The organism is Streptococcus sp. CF8-6, assembly GCF_024295845.1.
Taxonomy (GTDB): domain Bacteria; phylum Bacillota; class Bacilli; order Lactobacillales; family Streptococcaceae; genus Streptococcus; species Streptococcus oralis_BO.
Genome location: NZ_JANCOF010000003.1, coordinates 243,125 through 267,005, shown reverse-complemented (window position 1 = coordinate 267,005; position 23,881 = coordinate 243,125). Strand labels below are relative to the sequence as shown.

General features: G+C 40.3%; 25 protein-coding genes. 7 read left to right on the top strand and 18 right to left on the bottom strand.

What is annotated here, in order from left to right; genetic code table 11:
* Positions 1 to 2: 2 nt before the first annotated feature.
* On the top strand, positions 3 to 1,181 hold the full coding sequence (locus tag NML69_RS06425) for a hypothetical protein (protein WP_254725822.1): 1,179 nt from the start codon (positions 3 to 5) through the stop codon (positions 1,179 to 1,181).
* 34 nt (positions 1,182 to 1,215) lie between these two features.
* On the opposite strand, the gene NML69_RS06420 is transcribed toward NML69_RS06425, so the two are convergent.
* Positions 1,216 to 1,572: a type II toxin-antitoxin system PemK/MazF family toxin gene (locus NML69_RS06420; protein ID WP_254725820.1), complete on the bottom strand. Its 357-nt coding sequence runs from the start codon at positions 1,570 to 1,572 to the stop codon at positions 1,216 to 1,218.
* Entirely contained in the window at positions 1,556 to 1,771 is a 216-nt protein-coding gene (locus NML69_RS06415; RefSeq protein ID WP_254725818.1) for an AbrB family transcriptional regulator, read from the bottom strand. The genes NML69_RS06420 and NML69_RS06415 overlap by 17 nt, the downstream gene beginning before the upstream one ends.
* 215 nt (positions 1,772 to 1,986) lie before the next feature.
* On the opposite strand from NML69_RS06415, the gene ylqF reads away from it, so the two are divergent.
* The 6 genes from ylqF to xerS all read left to right on the top strand — a co-directional run bounded on the left by ylqF (position 1,987) and on the right by xerS (position 7,710).
* Positions 1,987 to 2,838 carry a ribosome biogenesis GTPase YlqF gene (ylqF, locus tag NML69_RS06410; RefSeq protein ID WP_254725816.1) on the top strand — a complete coding sequence of 284 codons (852 nt, stop codon included), beginning with the start codon at positions 1,987 to 1,989 and terminating at the stop codon, positions 2,836 to 2,838.
* Positions 2,825 to 3,604 carry a ribonuclease HII gene (locus NML69_RS06405; protein ID WP_254725814.1) on the top strand — a complete coding sequence of 260 codons (780 nt, stop codon included), beginning with the start codon at positions 2,825 to 2,827 and terminating at the stop codon, positions 3,602 to 3,604. The genes ylqF and NML69_RS06405 overlap by 14 nt, the downstream gene beginning before the upstream one ends.
* A 12-nt stretch (positions 3,605 to 3,616) precedes the next feature.
* Positions 3,617 to 5,167: a ClC family H(+)/Cl(-) exchange transporter gene (locus NML69_RS06400; RefSeq protein ID WP_254725812.1), complete on the top strand. Its 1,551-nt coding sequence runs from the start codon at positions 3,617 to 3,619 to the stop codon at positions 5,165 to 5,167.
* A gap of 51 nt (positions 5,168 to 5,218) precedes the next feature.
* Positions 5,219 to 5,959, top strand: a complete 741-nt coding sequence (locus NML69_RS06395; protein WP_254725810.1) for a CPBP family intramembrane glutamic endopeptidase — start codon at positions 5,219 to 5,221, stop codon at positions 5,957 to 5,959.
* A gap of 65 nt (positions 5,960 to 6,024) precedes the next feature.
* On the top strand, positions 6,025 to 6,462 hold the full coding sequence (locus NML69_RS06390; protein ID WP_198459610.1) for a MepB family protein: 438 nt from the start codon (positions 6,025 to 6,027) through the stop codon (positions 6,460 to 6,462).
* Between the two features lie 177 nt (positions 6,463 to 6,639).
* Positions 6,640 to 7,710 carry a tyrosine recombinase XerS gene (gene xerS / locus NML69_RS06385; protein WP_198459609.1) on the top strand — a complete coding sequence of 357 codons (1,071 nt, stop codon included), beginning with the start codon at positions 6,640 to 6,642 and terminating at the stop codon, positions 7,708 to 7,710.
* Between the two features lie 73 nt (positions 7,711 to 7,783).
* Here the strand turns inward: xerS and NML69_RS06380 are convergent, their stop codons facing one another.
* The 16 genes from NML69_RS06380 to NML69_RS06305 all read right to left on the bottom strand — a co-directional run bounded on the left by NML69_RS06380 (position 7,784) and on the right by NML69_RS06305 (position 23,793).
* Positions 7,784 to 8,773 carry a lipoate--protein ligase gene (locus tag NML69_RS06380; RefSeq protein WP_070657676.1) on the bottom strand — a complete coding sequence of 330 codons (990 nt, stop codon included), beginning with the start codon at positions 8,771 to 8,773 and terminating at the stop codon, positions 7,784 to 7,786.
* A gap of 195 nt (positions 8,774 to 8,968) precedes the next feature.
* Positions 8,969 to 10,672: a dihydrolipoyl dehydrogenase gene (gene lpdA / locus NML69_RS06375; RefSeq protein WP_254725807.1), complete on the bottom strand. Its 1,704-nt coding sequence runs from the start codon at positions 10,670 to 10,672 to the stop codon at positions 8,969 to 8,971.
* A gap of 46 nt (positions 10,673 to 10,718) precedes the next feature.
* Positions 10,719 to 11,762, bottom strand: a complete 1,044-nt coding sequence (locus NML69_RS06370; protein ID WP_254725797.1) for a dihydrolipoamide acetyltransferase — start codon at positions 11,760 to 11,762, stop codon at positions 10,719 to 10,721.
* A gap of 323 nt (positions 11,763 to 12,085) precedes the next feature.
* On the bottom strand, positions 12,086 to 13,078 hold the full coding sequence (locus tag NML69_RS06365; protein ID WP_254725795.1) for an alpha-ketoacid dehydrogenase subunit beta: 993 nt from the start codon (positions 13,076 to 13,078) through the stop codon (positions 12,086 to 12,088).
* A gap of 15 nt (positions 13,079 to 13,093) precedes the next feature.
* Positions 13,094 to 14,062, bottom strand: a complete 969-nt coding sequence (locus NML69_RS06360; RefSeq protein WP_254725793.1) for a thiamine pyrophosphate-dependent dehydrogenase E1 component subunit alpha — start codon at positions 14,060 to 14,062, stop codon at positions 13,094 to 13,096.
* A gap of 179 nt (positions 14,063 to 14,241) precedes the next feature.
* A complete protein-coding gene (locus NML69_RS06355; protein WP_254725791.1) occupies positions 14,242 to 15,582 on the bottom strand; it encodes an MATE family efflux transporter in 1,341 nt (446 codons plus the stop codon).
* A gap of 41 nt (positions 15,583 to 15,623) precedes the next feature.
* The gene (locus NML69_RS06350) at positions 15,624 to 16,892 is read right to left on the bottom strand and encodes a dihydroorotase (RefSeq protein WP_254725789.1); all 1,269 of its coding nucleotides are present in this window, start codon (positions 16,890 to 16,892) and stop codon (positions 15,624 to 15,626) included.
* A gap of 12 nt (positions 16,893 to 16,904) precedes the next feature.
* Positions 16,905 to 17,369 (bottom strand): 8-oxo-dGTP diphosphatase, encoded by a 465-nt coding sequence (locus NML69_RS06345; protein WP_001135775.1) that lies wholly within the window; start codon positions 17,367 to 17,369, stop codon positions 16,905 to 16,907.
* Between the two features lie 9 nt (positions 17,370 to 17,378).
* Positions 17,379 to 18,032: a uracil-DNA glycosylase gene (locus NML69_RS06340; protein ID WP_254725788.1), complete on the bottom strand. Its 654-nt coding sequence runs from the start codon at positions 18,030 to 18,032 to the stop codon at positions 17,379 to 17,381.
* 119 nt (positions 18,033 to 18,151) lie between these two features.
* Positions 18,152 to 18,445: a hypothetical protein gene (locus tag NML69_RS06335; protein WP_084881808.1), complete on the bottom strand. Its 294-nt coding sequence runs from the start codon at positions 18,443 to 18,445 to the stop codon at positions 18,152 to 18,154.
* Between the two features lie 23 nt (positions 18,446 to 18,468).
* Positions 18,469 to 19,161: a YjjG family noncanonical pyrimidine nucleotidase gene (locus NML69_RS06330; protein WP_254725786.1), complete on the bottom strand. Its 693-nt coding sequence runs from the start codon at positions 19,159 to 19,161 to the stop codon at positions 18,469 to 18,471.
* Positions 19,162 to 19,219: 58 nt separating this feature from the next.
* Positions 19,220 to 20,158 carry an FRG domain-containing protein gene (locus NML69_RS06325; RefSeq protein WP_198459600.1) on the bottom strand — a complete coding sequence of 313 codons (939 nt, stop codon included), beginning with the start codon at positions 20,156 to 20,158 and terminating at the stop codon, positions 19,220 to 19,222.
* 227 nt (positions 20,159 to 20,385) lie between these two features.
* Positions 20,386 to 21,300, bottom strand: coding sequence for a peptidase (locus tag NML69_RS06320; RefSeq protein ID WP_254725782.1), 915 nt, complete (start codon positions 21,298 to 21,300; stop codon positions 20,386 to 20,388).
* A gap of 156 nt (positions 21,301 to 21,456) precedes the next feature.
* Positions 21,457 to 21,861, bottom strand: a complete 405-nt coding sequence (locus NML69_RS06315; protein ID WP_084860379.1) for a hypothetical protein — start codon at positions 21,859 to 21,861, stop codon at positions 21,457 to 21,459.
* The gene (locus NML69_RS06310; protein ID WP_254725779.1) at positions 21,842 to 22,753 is read right to left on the bottom strand and encodes a phosphodiester glycosidase family protein; all 912 of its coding nucleotides are present in this window, start codon (positions 22,751 to 22,753) and stop codon (positions 21,842 to 21,844) included. The genes NML69_RS06315 and NML69_RS06310 overlap by 20 nt, the downstream gene beginning before the upstream one ends.
* Positions 22,750 to 23,793 carry a bifunctional glycosyltransferase family 2/GtrA family protein gene (locus tag NML69_RS06305; protein ID WP_254725776.1) on the bottom strand — a complete coding sequence of 348 codons (1,044 nt, stop codon included), beginning with the start codon at positions 23,791 to 23,793 and terminating at the stop codon, positions 22,750 to 22,752. The genes NML69_RS06310 and NML69_RS06305 overlap by 4 nt, the downstream gene beginning before the upstream one ends.
* Positions 23,794 to 23,881: the final 88 nt, after the last annotated feature.

Below are 23,881 nucleotides of genomic sequence, written 5' to 3'. Positions count from 1 at the left end.
TCATGCCACTTCCAGTTAGAAAATCCCTACACGATGCGGTTTTACAGGCTTCAAAAGCCGATACTTGGGATCAAGCTACCAAGGAATGGAATGAAGTTTCCTTGATTTTTAATGGTATTGGGCGCAGTAATTGTATCTGCGGAAATGCCATTAAGTACGCTTACGAGCTTTTTAACAATGCCACTGGTCAACGTCTTTTTCCTATCGGCAGTGACTGTGTTCGCCATTTTCATCGTATTAGCCTTGACCAGCAACTAGAAGAGGAAGAAAAACTTCTCAGAAAGCTCGAAAATCTGACTAGAAAGGTCAAGAAAAAGGAAAAAATCAAGGTCAATAAAAGCGATTTTGACGAACGACTTCTAAAATGGTTCTGGGAGAAAGGTGTTTTCAAAGCCAATCGTGGCAATCAATTTGCGCCTGAGAGAGACTATCAGCTCTTCCTAGAAGTCTTTCAAGGCGGAAGTTGGACCAAGGCAGAACCAAAAAAGAAGGTACGTCTAGAAGAAGTCCTTGAAAAATGTATCAAACCATTTCTACTTGGAAAGTCCGATGACCAACTCTACCTTATCAAACTAGGTAAGGAGAAAATTGACTACGAGCAGCATTTACGGATTCAGGCAGAGAAAGAACGCAGGAAAAGAGATAAAATCGCCAAGCAATACGCTGACAATCTCATCCTAGCCATGGGACCCGCTGAACGCGCCTATCAAGATTACTTTGGCTTTACAGAAACCTTGACCCAAGAAGAACGAAAATGGGAGAAAATCCTCTTTGGTAAAAATAGAGACGAACGAGCTATCAAAGCTAAACAAAATCAAAAGGAGCTGGAAAAGGACCAGCGTATTGCAAATCAAGATCCTATTGAACGAAAGCAGAAGCAGACTTGGCTTCTCAATTCTTATTTTCGTGGTTTGCCTGATGAAAAAGCCAGATTTGCTCGACTCTTACTAGAGTATCGAAAAAGTGGTGAAGTACCCTTTTCAGATGATTACTTATCTGGGCATCTCATCGACTTTTTCTACAAGATGAAAGCCTTTGAGTTTGAAATTGCACCAGAACAAGTCCTCGATTTTCTAAAAGAATGCCTTCAGGCAGAGCATCTATCTTCAGCACAAGAAAGCTGGATTAGAGGGATTTTGTCAAACTGCCTTCACCCCTTTTTAGATAGATTGCTCATATAGAAAAAAATCCTACCTTGTCTATGCATGGTAGGATTTATGTATCTCCAAAGATGTACTGGTACAGTTGGACGACTTTCTGAAAACACTGCGTGTCCATTCTTGTTATTTTTTGAGCATTACGCACCCGAAAATCAAAGGTATAAAGTTGAAATGGATTGACAGCGCCATCTACCTTATCCGACGAGACAGGAACGAGCAAGCCTTTTTCTGCCAACCGTTGTTGGCCGTGAGTGATAGGACAGACAGCCACAAAACCAGTTTGCAAGGCATATTCTCTCCTAGAAACGACCAAGGCAGGTCGCCGTTTCTGGATTTCTCGACCGACTGATGGATCAAAGTCCAGCCAAATGATATCCTGCTTTTCAGGAATATAGTCAGATTTCGCTACCAAGTGACCCTACCCCTTCAAAATCGTTTGTCATTCTCAAATCAGTAATTCCATCAAAAGGATCTTTCAGTTTTGGAGCTAAGACAATGACTCCGTCAATCCCTTTGTAGACAACCATTTCTTGACCTTCTGTCATCCCCAAATTTTTAGGAATGGTCACAGTGAGCGAATTCCCTACCTTCCGAGTCTTTACTGTATTCATTGCTCTACCTCCAGAAAAATGTATACACTAAGTATATACCTGAAAACAAAAAAAGTCAAGTAAATTCTTACTGGCATCAAGGATGTTTCGCACGATTACTATTTGTCATTTATTGTGGTCAAAGCCTGTGCAAAAGTTCCTCATTTATGATAGAATAGTTAGTAAGAAAGAAAACGTTTTTACTACGTTTTTTTTAGTCGGAAGGGGAAAATATTATGGCTACTATTCAATGGTTTCCGGGCCACATGTCTAAGGCTCGGCGGCAAGTTCAGGAGAATCTAAAGTTTGTTGATTTTGTAACGATTTTGGTGGATGCTCGACTACCTTTATCTAGTCAAAATCCTATGTTAACCAAGGTTGTTGGCGATAAACCTAAACTCTTGATTTTAAATAAAGCGGACTTAGCAGATCCGGCAATGACCAAAGAATGGCGTCAGTATTTTGAATCACAGGGAATCCAAACTCTGGCTATCAACTCCAAAGAGCAAGTGACTGTAAAAGTTGTGACAGATGCTGCTAAAAAGCTCATGGCTGATAAGATTGCACGCCAGAAAGAACGCGGTATCAAGATCGAAACCTTGCGGACCATGATTATCGGAATTCCAAATGCCGGTAAGTCAACTCTCATGAACCGTTTGGCTGGAAAAAAGATTGCGGTTGTGGGCAATAAACCAGGTGTTACCAAGGGGCAACAGTGGCTCAAAACCAATAAAGATCTTGAAATCCTAGACACACCAGGGATTCTCTGGCCTAAGTTTGAAGACGAAACCGTCGCTTTGAAACTAGCCCTAACAGGAGCAATTAAAGACCAGCTGCTTCCTATGGATGAGGTGACCATTTTTGGTCTCAATTATTTCAAAAAACATTATCCAGAAAAGCTAGCTGAACGCTTCAAACAAATGAAGATAGAAGAAGAAGCACCTGTTATCATCATGGATATGACCCGCGCCCTCGGTTTTCGAGACGACTACGACCGCTTTTACAGCCTCTTCGTCAAGGAGGTCCGTGATGGAAAACTCGGTAACTACACCTTAGATACATTGGACGACATCGATGACGACGATTAAAGAAATCAAAGAACTTCTTGCCACTGTCAAAGAATTAGACAATCCCCTTTTTCTTGAACTGGAAAAGGATCCTCGTTCTGGAGTTCAAAAGGAAATTAACAAGCGTAAAAAAGCCATTCAGGATGAACTGGATGAGGATCTTCGTTTGGAATCCATGCTTTCCTATGAAAAAGAGCTTTACAAACAAGGAATGATCTTAATAGCAGGTGTTGACGAGGTCGGCCGTGGTCCTTTGGCTGGTCCTGTGGTTGCTGCAGCCGTTATCTTGCCAAAAAATTGTAAGATTAGAGGCCTCAACGATAGCAAAAAAATCCCCAAAAAGAAACATCTGGAAATTTATCAAGCCGTTCAAGACCAAGCTTTGGCAATCGGTATTGGTATCATGGATAATCACATCATTGACCAAGTCAATATCTATGAAGCGACCAAACTGGCCATGAAGGAAGCAATCTCCCAGCTCAGTCCCCAACCTGAGCACCTCTTGATAGATGCCATGAAACTGGAGTTGCCGATTTCTCAAACAGCAATCATCAAAGGAGATGCTAACTCCCTCTCGATCGCAGCTGCATCTATAGTGGCCAAGGTGACACGGGATGAATTGATGAAGGACTATGATGATCAATATCCTGGATATGATTTTACAGCTAATGCAGGATACGGAACAGCTAAACATCTAGAAGGATTGGAAAAACTAGGTGTCACCCCAATTCACCGAACCAGTTTTGAACCAGTCAAAATACTGGTTTCAACCAAGAAAGATAAGTAAGAGGAAATGATTATGGAGGAACAGTCAGAAACACTCAGTTCCAAGAAAGAATTTGCCTTTGCCTCAAGCACCATATTATCCCAAGTTGGGCGAGGAGTCATTGTTGGTCTCGTCGTCGGGCTAATCGTCGGATCCTTTCGTTTCTTAATCGAAAAGGGTTTCCATCTGATACAAGGACTTTATCAAGATCAAGCGCACCTAGTGCGCAATCTTTTTATCATTGGTCTATTTTATTTAATAGTTTGCTGGCTTAGTGCGAAACTAACTCGGTCAGAAAAAGATATCAAGGGTTCAGGAATTCCTCAAGTCGAAGCCGAGCTGAAGGGACTGATGAGCCTCAACTGGTGGAGTGTCCTCTGGAAAAAATATATTCTAGGGATTCTTGCTATTGCCAGTGGCCTTATGCTAGGTAGAGAAGGGCCAAGTATTCAACTTGGAGCAGTTGGTGGTAAAGGCATTGCCAAGTGGCTAAAATCTAGTCCAGTAGAGGAACGTTCCCTGATTGCCAGTGGAGCTGCTGCAGGTTTAGCCGCTGCCTTTAATGCACCGATAGCAGGTCTCCTCTTTGTTGTAGAAGAAGTCTATCATCATTTTTCACGCTTTTTCTGGGTCTCAACACTAGCAGCTAGTCTCGTAGCAAACTTTGTCTCACTACTCATATTTGGCCTAACACCCGTACTGGATATGCCAGACAACATTCCTCTCATGACCCTAGACCAGTATTGGATTTACCTGGTTATGGGAGTTTTTCTCGGGCTTTCTGGTTTTCTCTATGAGAAAGCTGTACTCAATGTTGGTCAAATTTATGAATGGCTTGGTCAAAAAATCCATTTGGATAGAGCTTATTATCCAATCCTAGCCTTTATCCTCATCATACCAGTCGGAATTTTCTTACCTCAAATTCTTGGTGGTGGAAATCAGGTCGTTCTTTCCTTGACTGAGCAAGATTTTAGTTTTCAGGTTTTATTAGCTTACTTTTTGATCCGCTTTATTTGGAGCATGATTAGTTATGGAAGTGGCCTTCCAGGAGGGATTTTCCTTCCCATTCTGGCTCTCGGTTCCTTACTTGGTGCCCTAGTCGGTGTCATCTGTGTGAATTTTGGGCTTGTCAGTCAGGAACAATTCCCTATATTCGTCATTTTAGGAATGAGTGGCTACTTTGGAGCAATTTCCAAAGCTCCATTAACTGCTATGATACTCGTAACCGAGATGGTCGGGGATATTCGCAACCTCATGCCACTTGGCTTAGTGACCTTGGTCGCCTACATCGTCATGGATCTGCTCAAGGGAGCACCAGTCTATGAGGCCATGCTAGAAAAAATGCTACCAGAAGAGGCGACAGACGAAGGAGAAGTCACTCTTATTGAAATCCCTGTATCAGATAAGATCGCTGGAAAACAGGTTCACGAGCTCAACTTGCCACATAACGTACTCATCACCACACAAGTCCATAATGGCAAAAGCCAAACCGTTAACGGCTCAACTAGAATGTATCTTGGTGATATGATTCACCTGGTGATTCCAAAAAGTGAAATTGGGAAAGTCAAAGATATGTTGTTGTAGACGTCGTTTACATAATTTATTTTATGTTAAATATTTTTGAAAGGATTCTTTATGAAAAGAAATAGGGCAATTACGGTATATTTGCTAGGCACATTTAGCCAAATAGCATCAGTTTGTCTCCTTTTCTTTCTCTTGAATCATTTTTCTGTTCAGTCCAATCTATTAACTATTTTAGGAATCATTTTAGGTGGGATTTCTTCAGCTCTTTGGGGAATAATTGTTGCAAATCACTATTTTCATATTCATTTTAAGAAGATCGTAAAAGATTTTTTTAACATCCATACTAGTTATAAACATTATTTATTATCTTTTTTCCTAATTATCCTTGATTTTTCTTTTCTAAGGTTTGGTGGGAAAATAATAGAATTTAGCTGGTATCTCCCATTTTTGATGTTCTTCAAATTTATTGTGTTTGGTGGTATAGAAGAGATTGGATGGCGATATGTCTTTCAACCAATTTTACAAGAGAAGCTACCGTATTTTCACTCAACAATCCTAACCTTTTTCAGCTGGGCGATTTGGCATCTGTTGTTCTTTTACATTGATGGTTCCCTAGCAACTCTGCAAATTCTACCGTTTTTATTTGGATTGCTGACGAATTCTTTCATACTCTCAGCTCTTTATAACAAAACAAAGAATCTCTGGATTTGCGTTATGACACATTCGATCATTAATGTCTTGTCTCAGCTAACCATAGACACTGATCGATCCGAAACCTACCTGCTTAAAATCTTCATCATCTTGGTATCCTGCTATATGGTAATACATAAAAAAGATGAGTATAGTCGGTAGCTGATTTTGTTGGAAACAGTATTATTCTTTGGAAAAGTTATTTGCTAAGGAGGATATACATCATAATGAAAATACTCGATGTTTTATATAATTTTTATGGTGATTTTGATTTCATTGAAGAAAAATACAATGAAAAATACGAAGGTATTCTTATCAATATAAAGGAAGAGCAAGGGTATAAAAGATGCCGCTTGGCAAAAAGAACACCGAAAAAAGAAGGATATTTTACAGTTTTTTGGAAAAAAGACCAAAACAACAAGAACATTCCTTATACCAATGAGGATTTAGGAAATGAACTTATAATCGTTATCATTGATAATGATAAGAGGGGACTATTCATTATTCCAAACGAGGTGGCTATTCGTAAAAACATTCTGTCGACAAAAGATAGCAATGGAAAAATGTCTATGCGATTTTATCCTCCTTGGTGCTCAAATTTAAATACAACAGCTCGAGCAACACAAAAATGGCAATTGCAATATTTTAGAGAAATTAAAGTATAAACATATTGCCGGATTACATACACACAAAAGACTTGGTTTTTATAATTGCAGAACCAGGTCTTTGTTTTTCTAAAATCCATCACACACTTATAACATCTTTCCGAAAAACTATAATTTTCTTGAAAAATATATTAGTCTATGCTATACTACTAGTAGACTTAATTATGGAGAAAATACATGAAACGTGAGATTTTACTGGAACGAATCGACAAACTAAAACAAATCATGCCCTGGTATGTCTTGGAATACTACCAATCAAAGCTTGCTGTTCCCTACAGTTTTACAACCTTGTACGAATACCTCAAGGAATACGATCGATTTTTTAGCTGGGTTTTGGAGTCTGGTATTTCAAATGCTGATAAAATGTCTGACATTCCTTTATCGGTCTTGGAAAATATGTCTAAAAAAGACATGGAATCCTTTATCCTTTATCTACGTGAACGTCCATTGCTGAATGCTAATACAACCAAGCAAGGTGTCTCTCAGACGACCATCAATCGGACCTTGTCAGCACTTTCCAGTCTTTACAAGTATCTGACCGAGGAGGTTGAAAACGACCAGGGGGAGCCTTATTTCTATCGTAATGTAATGAAGAAAGTTTCAACCAGGAAAAAGAAAGAAACTCTTGCTGCCAGAGCTGAAAACATCAAGCAAAAACTCTTTCTAGGTGATGAAACAGAAGGTTTTCTAACCTATATCGACCAGGAGTACCCACAACAGCTCTCAAATCGCGCTCTTTCATCATTTAACAAAAATAAAGAACGTGATTTGGCCATCATCGCCCTTCTCCTAGCATCTGGTGTCCGCCTATCTGAAGCTGTTAATCTGGATCTAAGAGATCTCAATTTAAAAATGATGGTCATTGATGTCACTCGAAAAGGTGGTAAACGTGACTCGGTCAATGTCGCTGCCTTTGCAAAACCTTATCTAGAGAATTATCTAGCCATTCGAAATCAACGCTATAAGACGGAAAAGACGGATACAGCTCTCTTTCTGACCTTATATCGTGGCGTTCCCAATCGTATCGATGCTTCCAGCGTTGAGAAAATGGTTGCTAAGTACTCTGAGGACTTCAAAGTGCGTGTAACTCCCCATAAACTGCGTCATACCCTAGCAACTAGGCTCTATGATGCAACTAAATCGCAAGTGTTGGTTAGCCACCAGCTAGGACACGCCAGTACACAAGTCACTGACCTCTATACTCATATCGTCAACGATGAACAAAAGAATGCTCTGGACAATTTATAAATTACATAAAATAAATTATGTAAACCAATAACTCGTAAAAAGAAGCTGCTAAAATAAGCAACTTCTTTTTGATTTACCCCACTACCGCTTCAGCGATTTCTTCACGGCTGATACCAGCAAAGTAGCGTGTGATGTCAATAGTTTCTAAAGCTTTAAGGACATCTTCACGTTCGTATTTCACTCCACGAAGGACATCTTCTACAGCTGCAACGTCTTCGATACCAAAGAAGTCACCGTAAATCTTGATATCTTGGATTTTTGATTCAATGACGTTGGCAAAAACTTCAACCTTACCACTAGTGAATTTTGTTCCCCGACGGACGTTAAATTCAGGTGATTTACCGTAGTTCCAGTCCCAAGTACCGAACTTGGTATCCTTGATACGATTGATTTCCGCTAATTCTTGCTCAGAAAAAACGTATTCAGTCATCTCTGGGTACTCTTTTTTCATGTATTCCAATAGCAAATCGCGGAATTCTTCAACTGTAATTTTTTCTGGTAGTTCATTGATAATATTGGTCACACGGGCACGGACGGATTTCACACCTTTTGATTCAAATTTGTCTTTTGACACCTTGAGGGCGTTAGCAAGGACTGATAAATCAACGTCAAAGAGCAAGCAACCATGGTGCATAATACGTCCATTGATATAAGCTTGGGCATTACCACAGAATTTTTTGCCATCAATCTCAAGGTCATTACGCCCTGTAAATTCAGCTTTAACACCGAGTTGAGCCAAGGTGTTGATAACTGGAGTTGAGAAGCTCTTGAAGTCAAAGGCCTTGTTTTCATCTTCTTTTGAAATGATGGTGTAGTTGAGGTTGTTTAAATCGTGATAAACAGCTCCACCACCACTGATACGGCGGACTACCTCAATGCCATTTTCTCGAACATAATCACGGTTAATTTCTTCAATAGTATTCTGGTGACGACCAACAATGATAGAAGGTTTGTTAATCCAAAGAAGGAAGATTTGATCCTCATCTAGTAAGTGTTTAAAGGCATATTCTTCCAAGGCGATATTAAAAGCAGTGTCGTTTGAATGATTGATAATGTATTTCATAGTATTTCCAAAAATTTAGTTTTTAAATTCTGTTCATAGCAATCCAATTTTCTAAAGTGGTAAAAAGAAATGTAACGTGTTATCGTTACATTTCTCGGAAAAATTGAGACAAGAGGCTCACTTTTTAGGCATGGAACTCTAATAGAGGTCGCTGCCGTCCGTACTACTTTAAGAAAATTTAGTTGAAAAACTTATTTATTTTTTCTTAGGTGAATGGATAGCCATTCCTAAAACATCCGCAAATGCTTCGTACATCACTTCAGAGTAGGTTGGGTGTCCGTGGATTGTCTTAAGCATTTCTTCAACAGTGATTTCCATTTCGATGATACTTGATGCTTCGTTTATCAATTCAGCAGCTGCAGGACCAATGATGTGCACACCAAGGATTTCTCCGTATTTCTTATCAGCGATGACTTTTACGAAACCTTGAGCTACATCAGAAGCAATGGCACGACCGTTCGCAGCAAAGTTGAATTTACCGATGGCTACATCGTATTTCTCACGAGCTTGTTCTTCAGTCAAACCTACTGCTGCTACTTCAGGAAGAGTGTAGATAGCTGCTGGAGTTAAGTTTAATTTGGCAACAGCATGGTTTCCTTTGAGGGCATTTTCAGCAGCAACTTCACCCATGCGGAAGGCCGCGTGCGCCAACATTTTAGTACCGTTGATGTCACCTGGTGCGTAGATACCTGGAACAGAAGTTTCCATGTATTCATTGACCTTGATACGTCCACGATCCAATTCAAACTCAACATCGCCAATTCCTTCAAGGTCTGGCACACGACCGATTGAAAGGAGTGCTTTGCTTGCGATGGTATCGTCTTTTCCTTCAACCTTGATACGAAGTTGACCATTTTCTTCGATGATTTCTTCCAATTTTGTACCTGTCAAGATGGTCATACCCTTACGCTCAAGAATCAAGCGAAGATTCTTAGAAACTTCCGCATCCATAGCTGGAACGATACGGTCCATCATTTCGATAACAGTTACTTTTGAACCAAATGTCATGAAGGCTTGACCGAGTTCGATACCGACAACGCCACCACCGATGATAACAAGGTTTTCTGGGACTTCGTTCATTTCAAGAATGTCATCACTGGTCATTACAAGTGATGATTCCATACCAGGGACGTTGATCTTGCTGACTTTTGAACCACCAGCAAGAATAATTTTCTTGGTTTCAAGCAATTCAGAACCATTTACCAAGACATTCTTATCCTTAGTGATCGTACCAATTCCCTTATGAACAGTAACTCCGTAGCTACGAAGAAGACCTGCAACTCCACCTACCAAGGTATTGACAACTTTAGATTTAGTTTCTAAAAGTTTATCCATATCTACAGTGAAGTTTGGATTTTCGATGACGATACCACGGTTTGCTGCATGACCGATGTTTTCGATGATTTCAGCGTTGTGAAGGTAGGTCTTAGTTGGGATACAGCCACGGTTCAAGCAAGTTCCACCAAGTTCAGATTTCTCAACAAGGGCAACCTTACCACCAAGTTGGGCAGCTTTAATGGCTGCTACATAACCAGCAGGTCCTCCACCAATCACAACGATATCAAAGGCATCGTCGCTCTTGCCGTCGTCGTTTGAGGCACTAACTGCAGGTGCAGGTTTTGATTCTGGTGCAGCTGCTCCAGCTGTTGGGATGTTTTCCCCTTCTTCACCAAGGTAACCGATAACTTCCGTTACAGGGACTGTTTCACCATCTCCTTTGAGGATGGCAATCAAGTATCCATCTTCTTCGGCTTCCAATTCCATGCTGACTTTGTCAGTCATGATTTCCAAAAGGATTTCTCCTTCTTTTACAAATTCTCCGACTTTTTTATTCCATTGGACGATTTGTCCTTCTGTCATATCCACGCCGGCTTTTGGCATAATTACTTCTAAGGCCATGTCTTACTTCCTTTATCTATATCTCTAAAAATAAATGCTGTATTATTTAAACCAACATTGAGATTGGGTTCTCAATTAGGGCTTTCAAGTCTTTCATAAACTTAGCACCAGCCATACCATCTACAACACGGTGGTCAATGGTTAATCCAAGGCTCATGATAGGGCGAATGACAATCTCACCATTGACAACTACAGGTTTTTCAACTGTTGAGCTAACCCCGAGGATAGCTGAGTTTGGTTGGTTAATAATCGGGCCAAAGGACTGAACGCCAAACATTCCCAAGTTACTAATTGTGAAGGTTGAATTTTGGAGTTCGCTTGGAGCCAATTTACCATCCAAGGTACGACCAATGACATCCTTGAAGGCTACAACCAACTCTGATAAGTTCATCTTTTCAGCATTATAAACAACAGGTGTCATCAATCCATTATCCATTCCAACTGCCATAGCAAGGTTGACATAATTATGAGTGATAATGGTCTTGCCATCTTCTGTCAATGAAGCGTTGATGTAAGGGTGTTTCATCAATGTTTTCACAACAGCGAGTGAAAGAAGGTCTGTTACAGTAGTCTTCTTACCAGTTGCTTCCATAATAGGATCAAGAACCTTCTTACGAAGGGCCAACATTTCTGACATATCGACATCATAGTTGAGTGTGAAGGTTGGCGCAGTTAGGTAGGATTCAACCATACGTTGGGCGATAACCTTACGCATTGGTGTCATTGGAATACGCTCAATCTCACCATAAGGAGTGATAGTGTCTGGAACTTCTTCCACTTTTTCAATCTGAGCAGGAGACTTGATGGTGTCGTTTTCGATATTTTCAGGAAGCAAGGCCAAAACGTCCTTCTTCATGATTTTACCACGATGACCTGTTCCTTGGATTTCCTGCCAAGCAATGTTATGTTCAAGGGCAATTCGTTTTGCAAGTGGCGAAATGCGAACCACGTTTGTGTCTTTATAAGTTTCCACGTCTTCTTTGTGGACACGACCGTTTGCACCTGAGCCAGAAACGTCGTAGAGGTTGATCCCTAGATCATCCGCTAACTTTCTAGCTGCAGGAGTCGCTCTTAGCTTGTCATCAGCCATGACCTCTCCAATTCTAATTATGATACTAAGGGCGAAAAAGTCAAAGTGAAAATAGGAAACTTGACGAAGAAACTTTAGTTTCTAGGAAAGTTTATCTTTTTCACACAGACTTTAGCCCGTGTTCGAATATAAGATATTAAGGACGAAGTGGGCAATGAAAAAATAGGAGATTGACGATGTGTTCGATGAACACAAGGAAATCTATCTTTTTTTCGCAGACCTCCGTCCGAATTCAACTCTACAAGCAACTTGGATACAACACATGTCTTAAGTTACTAAAGTTAAAAATCTCTAAAATCTTACATAATTTAATTTATGCAAGATTATTCTTTGTTATAAGTTTTTCGGATGGCATCTTTGATGCTTTCAACTGTTGGAATCATTGCATTTTCTAGGTTTTGTGCGTAAGGCATTGGCACATCTTCTCCTGCACAACGGCGAATTGGTGCATCTAGATAGTCAAATGCTTCTGATTCTGAAATAATAGCTGAAATCTCTCCGATATAGCCACTTGTTTTATGGGCATCATTGACCAGAACAACTTTACCAGTCTTCTTAACTGAGTTGATGATAATATCCTTATCAAGTGGAACAAGGGTACGTGGGTCCACGACTTCAACTGAAATTCCTTCTTCTGCCAATTCTTCAGCAGCTTGAATCACACGGCGAAGCATTTTCCCATAAGTAACAACTGTTACATCCGTTCCTTCGCGTTTGATTTCGCCAACTCCAAGTGGGATTGTGTAGTCTGGATCAACTGGCACTTCCCCTTTTTGGTTAAATTCCGACTTGTACTCAAGAATGATAACTGGGTTGCTATCGCGGATAGAAGACTTGAGAAGTCCTTTCATGTCAGCAGGCGTACCAGGCGCTACAACCTTAAGTCCAGGAATGTGAGTAAACCAAGACTCTAAGGATTGCGAGTGCTGTGCTGCAGAACCAACTCCGTTACCAGCTGCACAACGAACAGTCATTGGAACTTGACCTTTACCACCAAACATATAACGTGTTTTAGCAGCTTGGTTGACGATATTGTCCATGGCAATAACTGAGAAGTCCATGAAGGTCATATCGACGATTGGACGAAGTCCTGTCATGGCTGCTCCTGCTGCTGCACCTGAGATAGCAGCTTCAGAAATCGGACAGTCACGGACACGTTCTGGACCAAATTCTTCGAGCATTCCGACAGAAGTTCCGAAGTCTCCTCCGAAGACACCGACGTCTTCTCCCATCAAGAATACATTTTCATCGCGACGCATTTCCTCAGACATAGCAAGGATAATGGTGTCACGGAACGACATTGTTTTTGTTTCCATTTTATCTCTTTCTCCTTAGTCTGCGTAAATATCTTCAAATGCGGATTCAAGCGGTGGGAATGGACTTTCTTCTGCAAATTTAACAGAAGCTTCCACTGCTTCCTTGACTTGTGCTTGGATTTCTTCCAATTCTTCAGCACTCACAATATTATTTTCAACGAGGTACTTGCGAAGGTTTTCGATTGGGTCTTTTTGTTTCCACAATTCCACTTCTTCACGGGTACGATATTTACCAGGGTCAGATGATGAGTGACCAAGCCAGCGATAAGTGATACTTTCGATCAAAACTGGTCCATTGCCACCACGAACATGGTCTGCGGCTTTCTTAAATCCTTCATAAACATCGATGACATTGTTTCCATCTTCGATAAACATTCCAGGAATTCCATATGCCGCACTACGTTGATGGATATGCTCCACATTGGTCATTTTCTTGATATCCGCAGAGATCCCATAACCGTTGTTAATGCAGTAGAAAATAACAGGAAGTTTCCAGATAGAAGCCATGTTTACTGCTTCGTGGAAGACACCTTCGTTGGTCGCACCATCTCCAAAGAAACAAACAACGATTTTCCCAGTATGTTGCATTTGCTGACTGAGGGCTGCACCGACAGCGATTCCCATACCACCACCTACGATACCATTGGCACCGAGGTTACCAGCATCCAGGTCAGCGATATGCATAGAACCACCTTTTCCTTTACAGGTTCCAGTGTATTTCCCGAGTATTTCAGCCATCATTCCATTGAGGTCAATCCCCTTAGCAATAGCTTGCCCGTGTCCACGGTGATTTGAGGTAATCAGATCATCTGGATTAAGGGCCAGCATTGCTCCGACGTTAGCAGCTTCCTCTCCGACAGAAAAGTGAGTCATACCGGGAACTTTTCCCTTTTTCACTAACTGAGCGATTTTTAAGTCCATGCGACGGATTTCTTCCATCTTACGGAACATCTCTAGCAAAAGATTCTTATCTAAAGTTGACATAATCTTGCCTTTCTAACTTTGTACTTACCTTACTATTTTACCTTTTTTAGTATACACTGTCAAAGTATATGGCTAATAAAATTTCACAATATAAAAAAATAAACCCCTGTTAAAACAGGGATTCTCTCTAGTTAGAGTATTTTTTCACAAAGTGCTTTTTCAGGATATTTTTCCAAAAATTAGCTCAATCTTTTCATTACGGTTTTCAGACGCCATTGATACAAACAACCAGAAACAATCAAGCTGGCAATTAACCCAATCCAGTAAGCAAATGCCCCTAAGTCAGTTACCTGATCTAGTAGGTATCCTAGAGGTATCGCTACTCCCCAATACCCGATTAGACCAAGATAGAAAGGAACGATAGTGTCTTTATACCCTCTTAAAATTCCTTGGAGCGGAGCCGCAAAGGTATCAGCTAACTGGAAAAAGAGACTGTAGGTTAGAAATACAGCAGTTGTTTCAATGAACTGAGGGTCATTTCCATATAGACTTGCTACACGATCTCTAAAAATGTAGAGAAAGGACAGGGTAAGGCCTGCAAAAATAAGGGCGGTTACTCTCCCCAGACGAGCATAGGTTTTTGCATCCTCAAAACGTTTAGCCCCCACCTCGTAAGACACAACAATTGCCATAGCAGAGGAAATACTCATGGGAAAAGCGTACATGAGGCTGGAAAAGTTCATAGCTGACTGGTGGCTAGCGATGATGAGCGATGAAAACTTAGCCATGATTAGTCCCACCACGGAGAAAATAGCCACTTCCGCAAATACGGTTCCCCCGATTGGTAGACCTAGCCGAACACCTTCCTTGATTTTATCTATATTGAGTGGAATCCGTTTTTCAAGATGTAGCGCTTTTAACTTTTCTTGTTTGAACAAAACAAGCAGGGAAATCCCCAATAAAACCCAATAGGCTAGCGAAGTTCCTAGCCCTGCTCCTGCACCACCAAGCTCAGGAAAACCAAGGGCTCCATATATCAAGAGATAGTTAAAACCACTATTGAGCGGAAGTAATAGGAGCATGAGGTACATAGATAGCTTGGTCAAACCAAGAGAATCTAACAATGACCGAATGACACTAAAAAGCAACAAGGGAATAATCCCGATAGAAAGGTACCAAAGATAAGAAACTGCAACTGCCGCCACTTGAGCTTCTAGACCAATATGGTTTAAGACAGGTGGCGCTAAGAATACTACCATGCTAAGTAAGACCAAAGACAATCCAAAAGCCAAGTAGATAAATTGGTAAAAATCAGATGCCACTTCTTCCTTTTTGCCCCGTCCTAGATGATGGCCTATGATGGGAACCATGGCCGAAACAATCCCTGTTAAAAAAGTAAAGAAAGGATTCCATAGACTCGTTGCAGTTGATACTCCTGCCAAGTCCATGGTATTGTACTGCCCAGTCATGGTTGTATCAACAAATGAGGCAGAATAATTGGCAAACTGATAAATCAGGATAGGGAAAAATATCTTAAGAAATAAGACAAACTTGTCTTTAAATTGATGGGTTGGATACATATACGCTCTCTATTCTTATAGTTTATAGAGCAGAATCCCATCTAGTTTTGATAGACGATTTGTCCCTTACAGATGGTATATTTAACCTGCCCTTTTAAAGTTTCACCGATAAATGGTGAATTAGCTGCTTTTGAAGCAAAGTGTGAGTCCACAAGGCGGTCAGCCTTAGCATCAAAGATAGTGATATCCGCTGGACCATCCTCAGCCAAGTAACCAGCTTCAAAGTTGTAAAGCTTGGCTGGATTAACAGTCATTTTTTCTAGCAATTCCATCAAGCTCAACTCACCAGCTTCCACCAAATAAGTTAAACCGAGAGATAGAGAGGTTTCCAAGCCAGTCATACCAGATGGTGCTTTGGTGATATCTTCTACATTTTTCTCATCTGCATGGTGAGGCGCGTGGTCTGTCGCGATAACTGTGATAACACCTGACTTGAGACCTTCGATAACGGCACGACGGTCTGACTCCAAACGAAGTGGAGGATTCATTTTGGCATTACTACCTTGAGTTAAAAGAAGAGCTTCTGTCTTAGAGAAATGCTGTGGAGCTACTTCTGCTGTGACTTGCGCACCCAAACTTTGAGCGAACTCCACTACCTTGACACTTTCCTCCTTAGACAAATGCTGGATGTGAACATGGGCCTTGGTTGCGTAGGCAATCATAACATCACGCGCAATCATAGCATACTCAGCCACCCCAGTCGCTCCACAGATATGAAAATGTTTCTTAGCGATGTTTTCGTTAAATCCAAGAATCCCGTTCAAACCTGGATCTTCCTCATGAAGGCTGATAAAGGTATTGAGTTTTTTGGCTTCTTCCATGGCTTCCTTGACAACTTTACTACTTTCAAGTGGAATCCCGTCATCAGAAAAACCAACAGCTCCAGCTTCTAAAAGCGACTTAAAGTCTGTCAAGTCTTGGCCATTAAAGTTCTTGGTAATAGTCGCAACTGTCTTGACATTAATTTTTTCCTTGGCAGCTGACTGAAGAACTTCTTGCAAAGTTTCTACGTCCGAAATGGTTGGACTGGTATTAGCCATCATAACAACCGTTGTAAAACCACCTGCAGCAGCCGCTAGGGCCCCAGTATGGATGTCCTCCTTGTGGGTTTGACCAGGTTCACGGAAATGAACATGAATATCAACTAGTCCAGGCGCAACAACAAGTCCCGTAGCATCAATTATCTCTGCTCCTTCTTCCTTGATTTCAGGGGCAATTTTGACAATTTTTCCATCTTGGACTAAAATATCACACACTTGATCCAAACCAGACTTGGGATCCATTACACGACCATTTTTGATAAGTAGCATCTGCTTTCTCCTTTATTCATAGAAATCAACTTGGGTATCCAACAATTTATCCCCATCATAAACAAACTTGGCTGAAAAAAAGGGTTTATCTTCTAAAAGCCACTCAACAAAAGTGTGATCACCCTCCCAAGTTGGCTTGCTCAAAACTTCATCATAGGGAACCCATTCTAAGGTTCCCTCATTGCAGTCAATCAACTCACCCTCGAACTCTGTCACCTTAAAAACATAGGTGTACCAGTCTAAATCTGGCGTAAATTCAGGAAAAGTGATAACACCTTTAAGTACTGGCTTGGCTTTGAGACCTGTCTCTTCGAGAATTTCACGCGCAGCGCATTCTTGAGGTGTCTCTCCTCTCTCTAGCTTCCCACCCACACCAATCCATTTGCCTTCGTGGACATCATTGGGCTTCTTATTACGATGGAGCATGAGTAGTTCTTTTCCGTTATCAATGTAGCAAATCGTCGCTAACTGAGGCATATTCTCTCCTTATCTAAGCCAATCGATTGGCTCTTGTCCTGTCTCTTTTAAGAATGCATTGGCCTTGGAAAAAGGCTTGGAACCCCAAAATCCTCTATAAACCGATAAAGGACTAGGATGGGCTGATTCGATAATCAAGTGGTGAGGATTGGTAACCAAGGCCTTCTTCTTACGTGCATATGCTCCCCAGAGTACAAAGACTACAGGTCTGTCTAGATTATTGACAACCCGAATCACAGCATCTGTAAAAGGCTCCCATATCTGCCCAGCATGACCATTGGCCTGACCAGCAGGAACCGTCAAGCAAGCATTGAGAAGTAAAACTCCTTGCTCAGCCCAAGCCGTCAAATCATGTGATTTCTTAACCCCGATGTCATCCGACAATTCTTTCAAGATGTTTTGCAAGGATGGCGGGGCTGGGATAGAGTCAGGTACAGAAAAACTTAAGCCCTGCGCCTGCCCTGACCCGTGATAAGGATCCTGTCCTAGAATCACCACCTTCACTTCTTCAAGCGGTGTAGTCAAGAGAGCCTGAAAAACTTTTTCCTTAGGTGGATAAACAGTTCCCTGAGCATAGACCTGTTCCATAAATTGATTGATTTTCCCAAAATACCCCTCAGGTAATTGCTCCTTAATCAAAGCATGCCAAGACGAGTGTTCCATAGCCGACTCCTTCGTTTTTACTGCCTCTATTATAGCAAAAAGTGGCTATCTAAACCACTTTTTACAGTTCTTATATATACTGTTATTGACCCTATTATTTGACATTAGTATTCACAGTATCAATCAGCCATTAAAAACTTTTCTATTGTATCAATAGCATAGGAAAGTTGATTATTTACAGACTTCATCCGTTCAAGATTAGCGTCCATATAGTAGAGTTCAGATAAGCCACCCCTAGGGAGAAAGAGTGAATAGTGGATATTCATCTTCTCTCGAGTACTTAACTCTATATGATTGCTTATGATATACTTTAACTCTTTTAACGAATTTACTTGAGCAACCACACCTTTTAACTGATACTGCTCGATGAGGTTTAGTAAGTTATCAATCTCTTCAATGACTTTAATTTCCATATCAACACCTCTTAGGGAAATCACTACAAAGCATCTAAACAATCCAGCAAGTCTTGGTAAGAATGAACTTCATAAGTCGGCTGGGCTTGTGTGTGATTTTCGAGGCGTTGAGGGTTGTACCAGATAGTGTCAATGTCAGCATTATTGCCACCTTGAATGTCGGCGGTTAGAGAATCTCCAATCATCAGTGTCTTTTCTTTATCAAATCCAGCAATCTGTTGACCGATTTTTTCATAGAATAGTGCGTCAGGCTTTTGTGTTTGTAATTGCTCGGAGATAAAGACTTGGTTGAAATAAGGTGCCAGACCAGATTGAGCCAGACGTCCTGTCTGGATGGCGGTAATGCCATTTGTCGCAGCATACAAGTCATAGTCACGCTCTATGAGACTGTCCAAGAGTTCATGAGCACCCGAAAGAGTTTGTCCCTGTTGGGCTAAGTAAAATTGGTAACGCTGGGCAAGCAACCTACCGTCTTTTCCCTGTCCAAAATGAGCAAATAGACGAGAAAAGCGCGTGTTAACCAGTTCATGTTTACTGATTTTCTTTTGCTCCAAGTCCTTCCAGAGAGCCTTGTTCATAGGAACATAATAGTCTTTATAGGCTTGGATATCTGCAACTCCTTCTTCTTTTAAAAGTTGCGTCAGTGCCACATCCTCAGCAGCGTCAAAATCAAGCAAGGTGTGATCGAGATCGAAAAGTAGAAATTTGTAGGACAATTTGAGAGTTTTCCTTTCTAGGGGTGCAAAGATTCAAAAGGAGGTGCAAGAAAAATAATTACTCAATAATTGAATTCAGATAATCCATAAACTCCGAATATACTTCGTCTTTAATTTCACCTGCAGTCAAATCTCTTTCATTACTTCTAAAATATATAGATTGATTTGTAATATCTAATGCACTCAAGTCTTTCATAATTTGGAAAATACAATTATAAGGTATATTAATTTTTATAATTTCTGATTGAGTAGCTGACAAAAAATCTAGAGGATGTGTGAGTTTTGTTCCTGAGTGTGTGAAGTTCCCTGATTGTCTGGTGATACGAGGATTGATTTTAGACCCCTCAAAACAAAATGTGCCACAATTTAAAGAAATTTCTTGGTTAATTCTCTCGATATCATTATGATTGAAACTCTGAAAAACTCCTTCTAAACCAGGTTCATTTAGTAATATTCGGTTTATTTCCAACGGATTTATTACCCATACAGAAGCATGATCATGAATTATCTCATCCTCATCTTCATCATCTTGTCGACAAATAACTTGATTTTTAGTTAAGTAAGTGTGATTGTTATTTTTACAATCAACTGTAGAGACAGCAAAAAACAATGCAACCAATGGGTCTGTAGACCAATCTAATAAATTTGTTGGTAAACCATAATGTTGAGCTAGTTCTAACCACTGTACTTCGTTTTGCGGCCCTATAATATCTTCTGTCTTTGCCTTACTCTTAAATTTTTCAAGAAGAACATTTTGAGATGGCATAACAACTACCTCTCCTTCAGGATTGTAAAAATTTGTTCGAAGAATTGGGGTTTTCTCTCTCCTCGAATTAAAAACAGAATAAGCCTCACGCCAAATTCCAGGTATTAACCCATATTCGGAATTCTTTTGCCCTCTATACCATAGTCTATGGGATGGATTCTCTGAATTAATCTCTCTAATAGTTTGAATATACGATTCAATTGAATTTGCAAAATAATTTTTAATAACCATAGGTATATTATATCATTTACACTTAGAAAAAGTAAGAAACGAAAAATACTCAAATAGTTATTTTAAAATTCTTATTCGTTCTTTTTAAGTGTTGTCATTTTTATATGTTTTAAATAAATAGGATATTAAAAATTGGACTCATATTTTTGTTGTTAACAATTCAAAAAGCAGTTCTTCATTTTACGAAAAACTGCTTTTACTAACTAGTTATTTTATGCTTATAGTCACTAGTTTACATATAAATCTCTAAAGCGACCATCCACTTCAGCTATCTGATAGAGCAAGTAGGCTAGTTCTTGGTAATCTTCTTTTAAACATGAAAGATGGGCTTGACCAAATAGAGTAGCCAATTCTTCTTTTAATCGTGCCCCTTCGGGATCATGGTCTTTTAAGAATTTACTGAGATAGAGATTTCGAACAGCAGCAAGTTTAAAGCTGAAATACTGATGCAATTGTTTTTGCTCCGTATTTAAGCCGTTTTTAGCAACTGCTTTTGCATAGTATTCCAAAACACCACTTTGACCATTCAGATATCGGTTTTTCATAATCCTTGCTGTTTCCTGATAGATTTCAATCTGACTAGGACTCTTGACCTTCTTAAAATTTCCCCACATGGAGTAAGAACCACGCTTATAGTCAATAGCCTCCGCCTTCCAAGCTTCTAAAATGTCATTAAAAGCAACCTTCATACAGGCAAAACCAGCTGGATCATGCAAATAGAGGTGCTGATGATCAATGCCATACACGGTTACGAAGTGATCCACACCATAAAGGATTGTGTGATTAGGATTATAAGTCAGATGGCCCATATCAAGAGGTCCCAGTACGACAGGTCCATTAGTCAGAAAGGTTTCCAACTTTCTTTTTATCTCTTCCAAATCTACTTCCGCTCCATCCTTTAGATAGAAGTCCTCATAGTCAAATCTAAGTATTTTTAAAGAATGAGAGATAGAAAGATCTGGCATTCCGTTATCAAAGAATACTAGAGGGTGCTGGTCATCTTTCTTTACGATACTAGCGCCATTTCCCATCACCATGATTGCCTCTAAAAACTCTGCTTTAAAGTCATAACCATAGCTATCCAATGCCATTGCCAATGAATAGCTATAGCAAAGTGATACATCTCCAAAATACATCTGCATATTCCTGTCTCCTTATCTTCTATGGGACTATTATACCGAGAAAACTATTCGCATGCCCCATAAAATCCAAACAAAAAATATAGCATGTTTAATTTACAGACATGAATTTCCACAAGAAAACTGGCTGTCTCTCTCAACAACCAGTTTCTTTATTTTTTATGCTAATTCCTTACTGTTCTTCTTCTGAAGCAAAAGCGATACTATAGCTAGCAAGGCGAAGGCAAGGCCAACATACCAGTAAGGTTGATCTAGTGTTGTTGAACGACCTGAGAGGTTGACGATTCCACGAAATAGCATTCCAGCTGTTAGGACTGCAACTGCCGAGTTCCACAAGTTTAGACTGAGTCGCCCTAGGTTTGGCATGATTTTCAACAATAATGCTAGAACGATGCCCCCTACTAGAGGGACTACAAAGAGATAGTGCATATGAAGCGAGGTCTCGCCAAAACTAAAGGACTCGTAGATACGGCTAAATGCAAAAAAGAAAATGGTGAGAAGGCTATAGCTAACGAGTGTTTTTTTGAGGCGTTTGTTTTTGATTTTAGTAACCGATGTAGACAATATCACTCACCGCCCTTTCTGATATTTTGCTTCCACCTGTAGTCGGTTTATTGATCACCTGACCGTTAAAGTAGAGAGTTGAGGAACCACCACCATCAAGGTTATAGGCTGTCTTCACTCCGTAAGATTTCATCACTTCTGCAATCTGGTAAAGTGACAAGCCCTTGCTTTCAGAGGTACGACCATCCGAAACGATGATGATGTAGTGATTTTCATCTATGATCCCGATAGCTGTACGAGGATTTGATGACATGGCCTGACCGACTTCTGTATTGGTATCAACAGATATTTCTCCATTCTCAACTAGAGACGGACCAAATGCCAGTAGATTGACGACACCGTCCTGAACCAACTGATCGGCTGAAACTTGGTTCTCGTAGATGATTTTAAAGGAGCCGTCCTTGTAAATAGCAAGGTCACCGTTACTAGCATCTTCACGGACACTGTCCCGATATACAACTCTATTACGGATAACATAACCAGAGCTATTTGCTCCATAGTAGTCACCGTTGACAGCTAGAATAGCATTGTTTTCAGCAGCCATTACAGAGGTTTTAGCTGTGACGTTGGTTCCATAGGAGTTTTGAGCTAGAGCCGTTTTCAGATAGTCCAATGAACTGAGGGTTATATCTGCTACATAGACCTGAGTTTCTTCCACAGTCTTTTCAGTTAGGGTGACACTGATATTTCCATCTGAATAGCTAGTATCTGTCACTTGGGCATTTTTTGCTGCCTGACTTGCTGCCGTGGTGTTAGAAGTTGAGCTGGTATTAGAGACAGTGGAAATCGTTTCAGCGAGAACAAAGGTCTTCAACATCGAATAGGTAAAGGAACTTGTCAGGAACAAGCCCAAGACCGAGGCGTATAGATAGGGTTTCTTTAAAACTTTCATAATGGGCTACAAGTCCTTTCTTTGAAAATAAAGCGGGTTTGAACTGTCCAAGAGAGGATAAAGAGCATGATTCCAACAAAAATCTTCGCGATTAGCAAGTTGACTCCAAGACCTGAATTAAAGAGTCGAATCAGGATGGTGTCTAAGATAAAGAGACCAACTGCTAATTCAAAATAGCCTGATCCTGTTTTAAAACTGCTCGCCTTGTTCTTGAAGACCAATTTTTTGTTGGTAGAAAAGTTAAAGATGGAGCTAGTCACACGTGCCAAACCATTTGAGAGGAGAACACGCAAACCAGTTGGAATAAAGCTCAAGCATAGAATAGAGAGAGCGTAAACCACATAATCTACGATAAAACTACTAAAAGACGAGAGGGCAAACTTTAAAATATTTTTATAAATCATCAAACCATCCCGAATAGGTCGGAAGTGAGAGGCCGCATTATCGTTAATATAGACCGTTTCAATCGGAACTTCTAAGATTGGGTAGACTTGACTTGCTTCAAGGAGCATGTTCATCTCGTATTCATACCGTTGTCCTTCTATCTTAAGCATAAAAGGAATCATATCCGTTGAAAAGGCACGTAATTCTGTCTGTGTGTCGGATACAGCGACACCTGTTTGCAGTTTAAACAAGATACGAGTCAAGCTGTTCCCAAAACGACTACGCAAGGGAACCTTGCCAGTAAAAGCACGGACACCAAGGACAAGTGTATTAGGATTTTCATTTGATTTTGTCATATTACGGAAAATGTCCCAGATCCTGTGTTGGCCATCTGCGTCTGCTGTAACTACAGTCCCTGACTTATTAAGAGACTGAATGTACTCAAAGGCTGTTTTCAGAGCTTGGCCTTTTCCTTGATTGACCTGGTGGTGAAGCACCGTCGCAAAATCCTCTGCTTGAGCAAAAATGTCTTGGCATTCTGCTGAACTTCCATCATCAATGACAATGATGTAAAAATCGCTCCTGTTGTGAATCTTTTCAATCAGTTTGATGAGATTGTAGTCAGGTTCGTAAGCTGGAATAACTAGATAGTTCATATTTACACCTCTTTCTTTGATGATTGGAAAAGTATACAAGTAAATGCTTAAAAATTCCTTATACTTAAATTTAAGTAAAATCAAATTT